The sequence below is a fragment of the Bacillus sp. AFS001701 genome, assembly GCF_002559405.1.
Taxonomy (GTDB): Bacteria; Bacillota; Bacilli; order Bacillales; family Bacillaceae_G; genus Gottfriedia.
The window spans coordinates 1-12,929 of the sequence record NZ_NTZO01000215.1 but is presented as its reverse complement, the minus strand read 5'-3'; the positions used below and the strand labels follow the sequence as shown (position 1 = coordinate 12,929).

The following is a 12,929-nucleotide window of genomic DNA, read 5'->3' as shown; positions in this document are numbered from 1 at the left end:
CTATAAGGGAAATACAATTATTTGCGAAAAAAAAGAGTGTAGAATTTTAAATATTCTACACTCTTTTTCATTCGTTTTTATCTATTACATATCTTCTTGATCAAACATATAACCATATCGAGGGACAGAAACAATCTTTTGACCGTATTTACCTAATTTCTTACGTAATCTATAGATAAGGGTATTAATTTCTTCCCGTCCTACATCAGGTTGCTCAATATCTTTCGTAATTCGTTCCGGCCAAACATTTATTTTAATTTCGTTATAGCTAACTGCGCTATTGGCTCTTTGATATAACAGCAAAAATAATTCTGTATCTTTACTAGTTAGATGGATTCTTACACCTTCAATTAAAATTTCTCTCTTAACTACATTCACAGTTAATCCATTGAAATCGTTTATGTGTTTATCTAAAACTAATGGCATATCAATTGTGTCACCAAGGTTCTGCTCTGATAAATTATGAAAAATAAGTACAGCGGCACCACTTGCAAGACTTATACAATCGCCATCACGAAGAAAATATGGTTTATTTTTTTCTATTAAAATATGATTTACTTGTGTTCCATGTTTACTCATGAGATCAACGATAGTGTAATTTTCTTCTTTATCGAAACAAATTAAAGCATGTTTTCTTGAAATATATTGACTTGTAAAAGGAATATCTGGGAAATCATTACCCCACGTACGCCCTAGCAACGTTTCATTAAAGGAAATAGGAATTCTATTCTGATTTGTGGCTGTTTCTCCTTGTTTGATAGAAAGATACACGTTTTGAATACTCATGAAGTTACTCCTTTGAAAACTAATCTAGTTAAACCAAAAAAGAGTATATCATATGCAACTAATTTGTAAAGATAATTGATTATTTATTGTGTCTTCTAATAGGGAAAAGTGAGGAACTAGGTTATTAACTTTTAAAAGTGTACTTAAAATTCATCACAAAATAAACTTTAAATTGATCTGAATATTAGACCATAATTCTATTTATTATCCTAAAAATGTTAATAACTAATTAATGCGATAATTTGTCAATGTAAATTGTAAAGAGCTAATCGTCAGATATTCGATTAGCTCTTCTTTCTGTTAATTGAGGCATACTTACAATTATTTCAGCTTAGGATTTTTATTTAGCATCTCAATATTTTTATTTCTTTCTCCGCCATCAGATAAGTCTTCAGCAAATTCATGGTCGGCTTTCTTACCTAACATAAGCTCAGAAGTACGTATTGTGCTAGATGGCAAATTATTATTCGCTGCGGCTTGCTCGTTCCATTTACTCATTAAAATCACCTCTTAAGATTAGTATTAGAATTTTTCAATGTATTTATTTAGAATCATGTAAAGAAATGAGTAGGCGAGAGGAGACTCAGGTTTATCCAGGAGTTAGAAACATGGAAATGGTTGATTTTCAGTATTTTTTTCCATTATAACTTAACAGTCTAGATGCCACTGCAACGGAATAATCCTTAATATTCTAATCGTTCTTATTGATACTGCGTAGTACATTCATTTGTTAGAATACTTTACCAGTTGTCTCATATCGTTTAATAAAGGGACACGTAGTGAATGAATTGTGTTATATGGAAGAGAGGATGTCAGATGATGAAACGATTTGCAACATATTATCCATATGAACAAAAATTAGTGATCGAGGGTTATCACAAACCCATTCAAGAGAAAACGAATAATGGACAATCGTTTGTTGATTCAAAATTCATGTTCGCTCATTTGACCAAAGAAATAGGGATGAAAGTGGTACTTATTGGGTTCGGAGTAGGTGTAGTATGATTACTGATTCCAACGAATAAACTTTTCCTATACCCAGTCCGCATGATCATAGAAAATGTTTACTATCATGTAATCGATTGGGTGCATTATGATGTCGGGCATCACATTCACAACTTATTATCAATGAAGATCAGTTCGGCACACTATATTGCTTCGATTGATTCACATCAAACACCAAATAGTCCGCTTGCAAAAGACAGTCATTATATCCTAGAGAAAATCGATGGAAAAATGAAGAATCATTTCGAAGGAGTTAAAGATTTTCTGGAACGAAATAAATGAAGATAAAACTCCTTGCCTTGTTGAGGAGTTTTTTATATTGGTCAATTCATATGTTCGTTGTAGTTGAGGTCTAATTAACAAGATTATATTTGTTTTATAAACCACACAATTATATAATTGTGTGAAAAAAGGATGCATATTATGTCAATTAATTCTTTCGAAAACTATCCGATGAGTTGGAATCCATCGACTGATAAAAATAAAAAGCCCATCTATCAGGCAATCGCAGGGCAATTGGAAAAAGATATTTTAAATGGAGTTTTATTACCAGGGACTAAACTTCCCCCACAGCGAGAACTGGCCGATTATTTAGATTTAAATCTAAGTACCATTTCAAAAGCGTTTAAAGTTTGCGAGCTAAAGGGATTGTTAAGTGCATCGGTTGGAAGTGGGACATTTGTATCGTATGATGCTTTATCGAATGCATATTTACTTGAAGATACTAAGCCAAAGCATTTAATTGAAATGGGTGCGACACTACCTGATAACGCTTCATATGAGCCATTATTACTCCAACTGAAAAATATGCTGCAAGAGACAGATTATGAAAAATGGTTTGGATACGGTAGAGCAGGGGAAAGCTTGTGGCAAAAGGATGCAGCTATAAAGCTAATCCGAAGAGGTGGATTTGATACAACCGTCGATCATATTTTATTTGCAAATGGGGGGCAAAATGCGATTGCTGCTACACTGGCAAGTCTTTGTAAGCCTGGAGATCGCATTGGTGCTGACGATCATACTTACCCTGGCTTGAAAACGATTGCAGCGATGCTCAGTGTGCAAATCGTACCAATTAAGTCAGAGAATTATGAAATGAGTCCAACTGCCTTTGAATATGCGTGTAGAAATGACAACATTAAAGGCATCTATTTAATTCCGGATTATCATAATCCTACAGCTTCTTGTTTGTCTGTTGAGAATCGTAAAAAGATTGCAGCAATTGCTAAAAAGTATAATCAGTTCATTATTGAAGATGCGACATATAATCTCCTCAATGAAAAACCAATTCCAGCAGTAGCATCCTTTGCTCCAGAACAAAGTATCTATATTGCGAGTTTATCAAAATCAATAGCACCTGGATTACGGCTAGCCTATGTTGCTGTGCCTAGTCGATTCAAGGAGTCAATTTCAAAGGCACTTTATAATCTAAATATATCAGTTTCCCCATTATTTTCAGAACTAGCGGCACGTACGATTGTATCAAATCAATTTGAAAATATAATTAAAGCTCATAGGGAACAAACTATTCGTAGGAACCAAGTCGTAAATAAATATTTGTCAAACTATACGTGCTTAGGTAGTGAAAGAGGAATATTTCGTTGGTTACTATTACCAGGAAAAGTCACGGGTGCAGAATTTGAAAAGTTAGCTGCACAACAAGGGGTACAAGTGTATGCGGCGGAACGATTTGTGGTTGGAAAAAGTTGTCCAGAGCGGGCTGTTAGGGTTTCCGTCTGTGCACCAGATACGCTTGAAGAGCTTGAGCAGGGATTGATGATTCTTAAACGATTACTAAAAGATCTGAAATAATAATTACCATACACTTATTAAATTGTTTGCCACACAATTATAATGTTGTATGGTTTTTTTGTGCGTGTTAAGATGTTTGAAAAATAGAATTATTAAGTAGAATTAGTTTTTTAGAAAGTGGAATGTATGTGTTGCGAATTAGAGATTAATAGTTTTTGAATTATGATTAAATTACGTTTATACAACATTGACGTTGTCAGAAGGAGGACAATATATGAACAACCCTGTAATTATTGTTGGTGCAGGTTTAAGTGGCCTACGTGCTGCATCACTACTTTCTAAAGAAGGCATTAAATGTAAAATTCTAGAGGCAAGAAATCGGATTGGTGGTAGGGTTTTGAGTACTTCAGATCCAAGCAGCCTTGACCTTGGCAAATTTGACCTTGGTCCTACATGGTTTTGGCCACAATATGAGAGACATATCACTAATCTTGTAAAAGAACTAAATTTAGAAACATTTGAACAATACATGAAAGGAGATATACTGATAGAACGCTTCCAAATCAAGCCACCAGAGCGCTGTGTGCTGAAAGAAGAAAATTCTGACGAAAAATGGGTCCGATTGACTGGAGGTGTGCAGTCTCTTATCGATGCTCTAGCAGAGACTATTCCCTCAGAAATAGTTGAGTTGGAAACACAAGTTAAGAAAATTCAACTGAATGAATCTGGTGATATCACGGTTGAAGCAGAGCTTTCTAATGGTATGAGAAAAAAATTTTCTACAGATGCTGTTATATTGGCATTGCCACCACGTCTTGTGGCGAAACACATTGAATTTTCACCTTCACTCCATCCAAATCTTATTACTGATATTGTAAAAAAACCTACGTGGATGGCGGGACAGGCCAAAGTAGTAGCAGTCTATAATCGTCCCTTCTGGAGAGAATTAGGACTTTCAGGATATGTATTAAGTGCAGTTGGTCCCTTAGAAGAAATATATGATGCCTCTCCTATTAAGGGCTCTGGTGCATTATTTGGTTTCTTTGGAATGCCACCAGAAACACGTGAAAAAATGGGTCAGGATAAAGTTTTAAAATTGGTTGTTGACCAGTTAGTTAAGCTCTTTGGAAGTGAAGCTAAAAACGTAAAGGCTATATTTTATAAAGATTGGTCCATCGATTCTGAAACCACTGTTGAGGAGGACTTAAGTCCTCTTAAAAATTACCAGAGTTATGGTCCACTCACAGTAGAAGGCATGTGGGGAAAGAAAATTATTTTTGCTGGTACTGAGACGAATTCAGATTATAGTGGACATCTTGAAGGTGCCCTCAAATCAGCTGAAAAGGCGGTTGCTGAAATCATTAACAATCGAGTGAAAGGAGTACGATAATGGATTTATTCTTTGACCATCTTGTTTGGTTCTTTAAAAAACCTGAAAAAGCAATGTTACCCTTAGAGCAAAGAGGAATACATGTTGTGAAGGGAGGACGTCATGAATCTTGGGGAACATATAATACCCTAACTTATTTTGGCTTAAGTTATATTGAATTTTTAGGAATTGAAAATTTATCAATAGCTGAAAAACATGATGAAAATCGATTAATTACGCAAATCGTAGAACAGCTAGCAAAAGAAAGTCGGGAAGGTCCTGCGACAATAGCGATCCGAACCAATCAAATTAAAGAACTAGCAATTAAATTTAAAGAAAAAGGACTTACAGTATATGGACCGCTTTCTGGGGGGAGAGTTCGTGCTGATGGTCAAATAATCAGATGGTCATTGTTATTCCCTGAGTATCCCGAAAAAAATGTTAAGTTACCATTTTTTATTGAATGGCAAAAATCAGATGAAGAAAGGTATTCGGAATTTGAGGATCAAGGATTTATCGGATCACATATATTAGGTCAACCCAAATTGGAAAGCATTGGTTTTGTCGTAAATAATTTAGATAAGACATTAGAAATTTGGGAGAATTTGTTTGGACTTAAACAAGGTGAGGAGTATATTGATTCTGAAATCAATGCACGTAGTAGAATATTAAAATTGAACGGAACTGATTTATTTTTTTGTACACCAATTGGAGATGGTCCAGCTGCTAAGGTATTAAAAGAAAAAGGGGAGACACCTTTTTTAGTGAACGTTTCTGATACGAATCAAAGACATTTTTTTGAAATGTTGGATGGTTATTGGAAGTTCAAATAATATATTTAATGGTGATCCAGTTACATATTTATTTTAGAAAAAAGTGTCAAAGTCTTGGTGTGATGCCGGTTTGACGCTTTTTTTATATGTTTCTAAACAGTTCTCACTGACCCAGGTAATTTATACAAAAAGAGACATTTGCAATTTTATTCAGCATAGTGCTGCAAAGAGTTTGTAAAAAACTTGTAAAAAGAGTGTAGTCTAATTTGCATAAAATTGTTACATTTCTAAGTTAACATATATAAGTATATGTCAAGCTTAGGGAGATAACGATGAAACAAATTATTAATAAATTAATATTAGTAGCTGCAAGTTTATCATTTACTTTACTTCCAAAAGGTGTACTTGCAGAGACTATACCAAATACAAAGATTAAGAGTATTCAAGATAAACGAGTGAAAGTTCAGGAAGAAGCTCAAAAAGCGAAAAATGAGATAGATCAATTAAAAGATCAGCAAAAATTGTTAGTAAACTCGTTAGATACAATTAACTCATCAATTGAGAATGCAAAAATAAAGATGAGCCAAAAAGAGGCGGAAATAATCAATGGTAAAAAAGAAATAGAAGATTTAGAAGCTGAAATAGAAAAATTTCAAAAACGTTTAGATCAACGTCAAGTAATCATAAATAATCGTTTAATTACAATACAAAAATCAGGTGGAAATAACTCATATTTAGACGTTATTTTTGATGCAAAAAGTATTGGTGATTTAGTTCAACGAATAAATGCAATTGGTAAATTTATGAATGCTGATCAAGACATTGTTAAGGAACAACAGAATGATCTTGAAAAAGTTGAATTAAAAAAGAAAGACTTAATGTTAACTCAAATTAAATTGGAAAATGATAAAAAAGATCTTCAAAATATAGAACGTACACTTGTTAATCAAGAAACTCAAATGAAGGCTATACTTAGCAAACTTAAGGATGATGTAAATGAAAAAGAAAAGGATATTTTGAGTTTAGAAGAACAAGAAAACTTATTAAAAGAACAAGAAAAAGCAATAAAAGCTGCTTCAAGTAATTCAGGTAGTAATTTTACAAGACCAGCAGAAGGGTATGTATCTTCAGGTTTCGGATATCGATCATTTGATCATGAAACGCATTATGGCGTAGATATTGCTAAAAATGGAAGCACACCGATTGTCTCAGTAGCAAATGGCGTTGTAATACGAGCTTACCATTCATCTAGTTATGGTAATGTTGTCTTTATTACACATAATATTAAAGGAAAAGTATTTACATCAGTTTATGCTCACATGCAAAAGTATCAAGTCTCAACAGGGCAAACTGTTTCAAAAGGACAAAAAATTGGAACGATGGGCAATACGGGTCATTCTTTTGGTCAGCATCTTCACTTTGAATTACATGATGGACAATGGAATGAAGCAAAATCAAACGCTGTTAATCCAGCAAAGTATATTAACTTTTAAGCTTTTGTAACATTATATATAGTGATTTATCAATATTTATAAACAGCCTATTTTTAGCTAGGCTGTTTTTTGGTTTTGGAAAGAAATGTACACCGACATAAATGTGTTTACTCTTAATTATATAATTACGTTGGTATATCAAGGGTAGGTAACATATTTATGCCGTTGGTTTGCGACACAAATGTGTTTACTCGAGAAAAGTGCGACACAAATGTGTTTAATTGAAGTACAGTTCATTTTTTTCCAAAAACGACACAAATCTGTTACTTCAGAAAATATTTCCTATAATTTTAACTTTGATTTGATGTTTTATTTAATAAATAATTTTTTAGGAGATAAGAAACAACATACGAAGATTTAGGATTCCAAAAGGGAATTAAATTTCTAGTAAATTTCAGAGCGACAAATGCATTTTTTAACGTAGGTTATTTAATCAATGAAATACTGATGGATGCAGAGTTTGTACCAACAATTGAGATTAATGAAGAAGATGTGAGTGGCCAATGAATGGCTTTTTTAGATTTTTTTAAAATTTCTATTTATAAGTTTTTATCTCTAAAAAATCATTTGGTATATCTTCTTCACCTCTGTATTCAATACATTTAATATTAAAATGTCTATTGTAAGGATATCTGGGATCAGCCTTTTGTTGTATTGGTAATGAATCTAGATATTTCTCCCAATTAATTTTTCTATCCGCGCACCTAATGAATGTGAGCCACTACTGGATTTAAAGTGAAAATCTCATTTTAATTTACTCACTCTACAAGTTCATCCTGAAGATTCATATGCAAAAGTAAATGAAAATGGGGATCTTGGAAAAACAGAATGTTGGTACATTCTTGACTGTAAAGAAGACGCACATATGATATTTGGCCACAATGCAAAACAAAAGAAGAACTAATTAGCCAAATTGAAGAAGGCCAATGGTCTAATTTACTACGCAGAGTAAAAATTAAGCCTGGTGATTTTTTCTATGTACCAAGTAGAACCATTCATGTATTATGTGAAGGTACTCTTGTATTAGAAACACAACAAAGCTCTGATACAACTTATCGCGTATACGATTATGATCGAAAGGACCATGAGGGAAATTTAAGGGAGCTTCATTTAAATAAAGCAATTGATGTCACAACAGTTCCCAATCAAGAAACAGTAGTGGATTTTAAAACGGAACAAAAAGAAAATATCAAGATTAATACATTTGTAGAATCAGAATTTTTCACTGTATATAAATGGGACATTACTGGTGAAACACATTTAACTTATAATAATCAATATTTATTATTTAGTGTTATAAAAGGAAATGGAAAACTAATCCACAGCGGTGAAGAATATATATTATCAAAAGGATCAAACTTCATCATTCCGGTTGGATTTGGGGAGTTTGTTTTAGATGGTGATTGTGAATTAATTGTTTCACATACTTAAGTGCATTTGAATAGTGGATAAAGAATCAGGTCGATTGCTCTGATTCTTTTTTATTTAGATATACTAATTCTAAATCTGCTTTAAAAATTTGCAGGGGTAAGAAAATGACCACCAACTTCGGTTAATTGAACCTTTTTACCGATTCGATCAAACAATGGGACACTTAATTCTTGTTTAAGTGCTTGGATAATTGTTGTAACGGTAGACTGAGCATACCCTAAATGGACTGCAGCTTTTGAAATACCACCCAAGTCTACGATTGATTTAAATGTAATCAAATGGCGTATTTCCATAAATACCTCCTTCTATCGAATTTTCCGATTGATAATATCGTATATATTCATTTTACCGATTATATGTCGTTACATATAATTAAATTATACGAGATTACAATTTCTTCTAATAAAAATTTGAGGTGATTTTATGGAGAATCGGAAAATAGGATATTTATTGCTAAGTGGGCTAATGATCGGTCCAATATTAGGTTCAGGAATTATCATATTACCTCCTGCTGTATTTGAAATAGCTGGAAATTATGCAATTTTTGCTTGGATACTTATGCTTGGGCTAAGTATGTTATTTGCAAATATGTTCGGGAAAATAAGTTTAATGATACCGGGTGATTCAGGTGTACCTTTAGCAGTAGAGCGTGCTTTTGGAACTCATATTAAAAATCTTTCAGCAATATTCTTTTTACTAGCAATTTGTTTTGGTCCTATTGCAGTGTTTGGGACAGCGGGACATTATTTACAATTATTAACAACACAAACTCTTTTTAATGAAAAATGGCTAGCAATTGGCTTACTATGTTTTGTGTATTTGATCTTAACCAGGAATATTGCAGATGTAGGAAAATTTGCACTTTTTATGTCCAGTATTATAGTAGTAACTCTACTTGTAGGTAGCTTTCATACTTTATTTACAGTTGATGGCAATATATCTTTATCCAATCCAATTACTGTGAATGATTTTGGCCAAAGTTTATTATTGTTGTTTTGGGCATTAATTGGGTGGGAAGTAATTGGCAGTTACTCATTAGAAGTAAAGTCACCTGAAAAGACAATTCCAAAAGCTGTAGCATTAAGTTTTTCAGTGATTGCTATTGTAAGTCTGACGGTAGCTCTGGCATTCCAGTGGGTACATTCAAAAGATTCGATTTCATCCGATCAATCATTAGCTCCATTACTTCAAAGTTTATTTGGTCGATGGGCAACTCCAATTATATCGACCATTACAATTGCATTATGTATTAGTACAGTCCTGTTAGTAATTGGAGCTGTTTCTAGGCTAGTTTCAGATCAAGCAAAAAATGGATTATTACCAACATGGTTATCATTTAAAAATAAAAATAATGTTGCGTCACGTGCATTGCTAAGTTTGTTTTGTATACACGCAGTTGTATTCATTCTTTTCTTTATGGATATAGTTAGTATTCAGCAATTAGTATCAATTGCTAATGCCTTCTTCTTATGTAATGCACTATTAGGCGTATTAGCATGTATGAGTTTATTCAACTCAATTTATTTAAAAATAGGCTCAGGAATTCTTGCCATTTGTTTTCTAGGGATCTTATTATTTTCATCCCCAATCATTATAATTGTAATTGCAGTAGTTACTGTTTATTTTTTTGAATACGAAGAAAAGAAAGTATAAAAAAGAACATGAAGTTATCGTGCTAAATCTGTCTTCTTCCTTGATTGTCGTTTATGTATTGTTGTATTCAGTTAGATTTAAACATGTCACTTCCAGTCCTTCAATACCAAATCAAGGAGCGTAAATATGTTATATAATTCACGAATATTAAGGGTAAATGATAATAGAATCACTTAATTTTAGTGCATATTTAAGAATGAATATTCTCAAATGAATTCAAAAACTCTATGATACAAATTTTAAGACATAAGACATAATAATTTGTAAATAGAAAATGAGGTGTATTCGTAAAAGGAAATTTCAAAACAAATAGCACTAATTACAGGAGCAAATCGTGGACTGGGTAGTCATCTTGCAGAGGAACTTCTTGCGAGAGGAGCTAAGGTTTATGCAGGAGTTAGAAAACTGGAATCGATTGATCTCCCTGGTGTCATCCCACTAAAGATAGACATTACAGATGAAAAATCAATTGCTGTGGCAGCCGAGATTGCAAAGGAAGTAACTAAATATTCTCTCCGTTCTATCTTGGTTGAGCGTGAACGGAGGGGGTTCATATCCAGCAGCTAAATCAACAGAATGGAGTTTGACGAATACGCTCCGACTGGAACTAGCTCCTAAAAATATACTTGTTTCTGGGTTACATGTAGCATATATGGACACAGACATAACAGCAAATATTAAGGCACCTAAATCAAATCCTGCTGAAATTGCAAAGATGGCAATCGATGGTATAGAAGGAGATAACTATGAAATTTTAGCAGACAATTTGAGCCGAATGGTTCAGCAAAATTTAGCTGGCGGTGTAAAAGCGATATACCCACAATTGTTTTAACGATAACTATTTTCTTAGATGAAGAAAAATAAACGGAATCCTCATTTATAAAAATGAGTAAAGAAAAAGTAGGTATTGAACTATCCAAAGCGATAGTTCAATACCAATTAGGATCTGACAAATTACATAGATTTTATTTAGAATAAATATACACTTAATCTAAAAAGTAATTGCAGGGTAAGAAAACAATCTAATTAAATAAATTGGACCAAAGTTAGTTTTAACACAATGGGCCTATTATTATGTAGGGGGAGGGTGGAGTAGTATCTGTAACATTACTCCCATAGGGGTCTCGCACCTTCCATTCCAATCATAGTGATTATTCTGAGAGTGCTCAAAAAGAAATTATTTACAAACAACAAACCTGTAAAAATCTACATATCTATCTTTTGGGGCATTTGAATTTGAATATCGACTGTTCGTGTTACATTATTCAATTCTACATACTAAATCAATTAATTCATCACGACGATAAATTCAATCAGTAATAATATTAAATCAAACTTCTTGGAGTCAATTCAATTAACATCCCACAATATTTTCTTTTCACCAAATTAATTCAATCCATTAAATATCAAATCACGGGTTACAAATACGAACCTTGGCATATTCGATACGTTGGCGTAGCACCAGCTAAACAAATGAAAAAAAGAAACATAACGTTAGAAGAATATTTAAACGTCTATCCGGTTTCAAAATAAAATGTCTAAGAACATATAAAATATAGAAAAACTATCCGATAAGAAGTCTTTGTAGTCAACTATAATTAAAAATATACTTGAAGTGTTGGCCAAGCATTGGTTAACACTATTTTTTGCTGCGAATTGAAAAGCACTAGTTAAAGTTATAATAGAAGCGTGTTTTTTAACAGATCAAGAGATACAATTAGCAAGTGAATTATCAGTAAAAGCAGGGGTAACAAGAATAGGTAGTAGCTCAATTCTAAGCTTTTCCACCTGATGACCAAGAGCTAGAGAAGATGAAATTGATGAATAACGCCCCTGTGAAGTAGGAGCAGGCAATGCTATTGAGGATCCAATTGGAGCTGTAGTTAATAAGGGATACACATATAGTTATTTTAAAATTTTATTTTAATTAATAAAGGAATTTTATTGGGTTTATAGAGTTAACTGAAGATATATGGAGGTGAAACATTTGGAGAAGACATTTAGGGAGATTATTAACGAAATAATCGCACCAGTATTCATTTCGCATGGTTTTAAAAAGAAAGGTGATACCTTTGCAAAAGGGAATGCTGATCTTGCGTTTGTTGTAAAAATTTATGATCATTGGTTAGATCCCGTTAATGTTTCCTTTACTTTAAGAACAGGTATATTTACTAAAGAGTTATTTGGTACGTACAGCTTATACAAAATTATTTGAGTATTTGGCAGTTTAGCCCAATAAAAGAATGAGTGGTAATTCATTTTGTGATAAAATTAAAATGCAGAATATTTTAAAAAATAAAACGAATGGAGGTAACTGTAGTTGGGATTTTATACGTATTAAATATAACGTTACTAAAGATAATTATTTGAAAATGATTTTTGGTTTAACAGTAAGGAGATAAGGAGTTGAATGGTGATGTTTTTAAAGAAAAAATCATACTTAGGAGAGAAAAATGGCGTCTCATACTTGAATGGAGAAGTTAAATTTCAAAGTGTTTCATTAAATGTTTACAGTTATTTAGTGGATGGTGTATTAATTGATACAGGATCGCAATCCTTACATAGATATTTCGAATCCTTTATTGACCAAGCAGATTTTGATCAAGTAATGATAACTCATTCTCATGAAGATCATTCAGGTTGTGCCGCTTATATTGAAAAAACTAA

13 protein-coding genes and 4 pseudogenes are annotated in these 12,929 nt (G+C 32.8%); 14 read left to right on the top strand and 3 right to left on the bottom strand.

Features of this window, described 5'->3' with window-relative positions:
- Positions 1-84: 84 nt before the first annotated feature.
- The gene (locus CN514_RS14765; protein WP_098233247.1) at positions 85-786 is read right to left on the bottom strand and encodes an FHA domain-containing protein; all 702 of its coding nucleotides are present in this window, start codon (positions 784-786) and stop codon (positions 85-87) included.
- A 321-nt stretch (positions 787-1,107) separates the two neighbouring features.
- Complete coding sequence (locus CN514_RS25765) at positions 1,108-1,284, bottom strand: hypothetical protein (protein ID WP_176525922.1); 177 nt, start codon at positions 1,282-1,284, stop codon at positions 1,108-1,110.
- 318 nt (positions 1,285-1,602) lie between these two features.
- On the opposite strand from CN514_RS25765, the gene CN514_RS14760 reads away from it, so the two are divergent.
- The 7 genes and pseudogenes from CN514_RS14760 to manA all read left to right on the top strand — a co-directional run.
- Positions 1,603-1,791 carry a hypothetical protein gene (locus tag CN514_RS14760; protein WP_098233246.1) on the top strand — a complete coding sequence of 63 codons (189 nt, stop codon included), beginning with the start codon at positions 1,603-1,605 and terminating at the stop codon, positions 1,789-1,791.
- A gap of 42 nt (positions 1,792-1,833) precedes the next feature.
- The gene (locus CN514_RS25335) at positions 1,834-2,073 is read left to right on the top strand and encodes a hypothetical protein (protein ID WP_141529386.1); all 240 of its coding nucleotides are present in this window, start codon (positions 1,834-1,836) and stop codon (positions 2,071-2,073) included.
- Positions 2,074-2,214: 141 nt separating this feature from the next.
- Entirely contained in the window at positions 2,215-3,603 is a 1,389-nt protein-coding gene (locus CN514_RS14755; protein WP_098233245.1) for an aminotransferase-like domain-containing protein, read from the top strand.
- A 214-nt stretch (positions 3,604-3,817) separates the two neighbouring features.
- Positions 3,818-4,933, top strand: coding sequence for a flavin monoamine oxidase family protein (locus CN514_RS14750; protein ID WP_098233244.1), 1,116 nt, complete (start codon positions 3,818-3,820; stop codon positions 4,931-4,933).
- Positions 4,933-5,745 (top strand): VOC family protein, encoded by an 813-nt coding sequence (locus CN514_RS14745; protein ID WP_098233243.1) that lies wholly within the window; start codon positions 4,933-4,935, stop codon positions 5,743-5,745. Before CN514_RS14750 ends, CN514_RS14745 begins: the two co-directional genes overlap by 1 nt.
- A 272-nt stretch (positions 5,746-6,017) precedes the next feature.
- Entirely contained in the window at positions 6,018-7,178 is a 1,161-nt protein-coding gene (locus CN514_RS14740; RefSeq protein ID WP_098233242.1) for a murein hydrolase activator EnvC family protein, read from the top strand.
- 757 nt (positions 7,179-7,935) lie between these two features.
- Positions 7,936-8,609: pseudogene (manA, locus tag CN514_RS14735) on the top strand (mannose-6-phosphate isomerase, class I); the annotation flags it as partial.
- 98 nt (positions 8,610-8,707) lie between these two features.
- On the opposite strand, the pseudogene CN514_RS14730 reads toward manA, so the two are convergent.
- Positions 8,708-8,902: pseudogene (locus CN514_RS14730) on the bottom strand (LysR family transcriptional regulator); the annotation flags it as partial.
- A 130-nt stretch (positions 8,903-9,032) separates the two neighbouring features.
- Here CN514_RS14730 and CN514_RS14725 point away from each other — a divergent pair.
- From CN514_RS14725 to CN514_RS14705, 7 genes and pseudogenes are all read left to right on the top strand, one after another.
- Positions 9,033-10,262: an APC family permease gene (locus CN514_RS14725; protein ID WP_098233240.1), complete on the top strand. Its 1,230-nt coding sequence runs from the start codon at positions 9,033-9,035 to the stop codon at positions 10,260-10,262.
- A 297-nt stretch (positions 10,263-10,559) separates the two neighbouring features.
- Positions 10,560-10,829, top strand: a complete 270-nt coding sequence (locus tag CN514_RS26565) for an SDR family NAD(P)-dependent oxidoreductase (RefSeq protein WP_353652068.1) — start codon at positions 10,560-10,562, stop codon at positions 10,827-10,829.
- Positions 10,798-11,094, top strand: a complete 297-nt coding sequence (locus tag CN514_RS26560; RefSeq protein ID WP_286141694.1) for an SDR family NAD(P)-dependent oxidoreductase — start codon at positions 10,798-10,800, stop codon at positions 11,092-11,094. Before CN514_RS26565 ends, CN514_RS26560 begins: the two co-directional genes overlap by 32 nt.
- 569 nt (positions 11,095-11,663) lie before the next feature.
- Positions 11,664-11,795 (top strand): annotated as a pseudogene (locus CN514_RS26555) (D-alanyl-D-alanine carboxypeptidase family protein); the annotation flags it as partial.
- A 127-nt stretch (positions 11,796-11,922) separates the two neighbouring features.
- Positions 11,923-12,051 (top strand): annotated as a pseudogene (locus tag CN514_RS26550) (deoxyribose-phosphate aldolase); the annotation flags it as partial.
- Between the two features lie 198 nt (positions 12,052-12,249).
- Positions 12,250-12,477, top strand: a complete 228-nt coding sequence (locus CN514_RS14710; RefSeq protein ID WP_176525921.1) for a DUF4304 domain-containing protein — start codon at positions 12,250-12,252, stop codon at positions 12,475-12,477.
- A gap of 195 nt (positions 12,478-12,672) precedes the next feature.
- On the top strand, positions 12,673-12,929 hold a 257-nt coding region (locus tag CN514_RS14705), incomplete at its 3' end, for an MBL fold metallo-hydrolase (protein ID WP_286141693.1).

Coding starts and splice junctions, on each gene's coding strand:
- CN514_RS25765 (WP_176525922.1), bottom strand. CDS start 1,284: ATGAGTAAATGGAACGAGCAAGCCGCAGCGAATAATAATTTGCCATCT.
- CN514_RS14765 (WP_098233247.1), bottom strand. CDS start 786: ATGAGTATTCAAAACGTGTATCTTTCTATCAAACAAGGAGAAACAGCC.
- CN514_RS14750 (WP_098233244.1), top strand. CDS start 3,818: ATGAACAACCCTGTAATTATTGTTGGTGCAGGTTTAAGTGGCCTACGT.
- CN514_RS14760 (WP_098233246.1), top strand. CDS start 1,603: ATGATGAAACGATTTGCAACATATTATCCATATGAACAAAAATTAGTG.
- CN514_RS14745 (WP_098233243.1), top strand. CDS start 4,933: ATGGATTTATTCTTTGACCATCTTGTTTGGTTCTTTAAAAAACCTGAA.
- CN514_RS25335 (WP_141529386.1), top strand. CDS start 1,834: ATGATCATAGAAAATGTTTACTATCATGTAATCGATTGGGTGCATTAT.
- CN514_RS14725 (WP_098233240.1), top strand. CDS start 9,033: ATGGAGAATCGGAAAATAGGATATTTATTGCTAAGTGGGCTAATGATC.
- CN514_RS14755 (WP_098233245.1), top strand. CDS start 2,215: ATGTCAATTAATTCTTTCGAAAACTATCCGATGAGTTGGAATCCATCG.
- CN514_RS14740 (WP_098233242.1), top strand. CDS start 6,018: ATGAAACAAATTATTAATAAATTAATATTAGTAGCTGCAAGTTTATCA.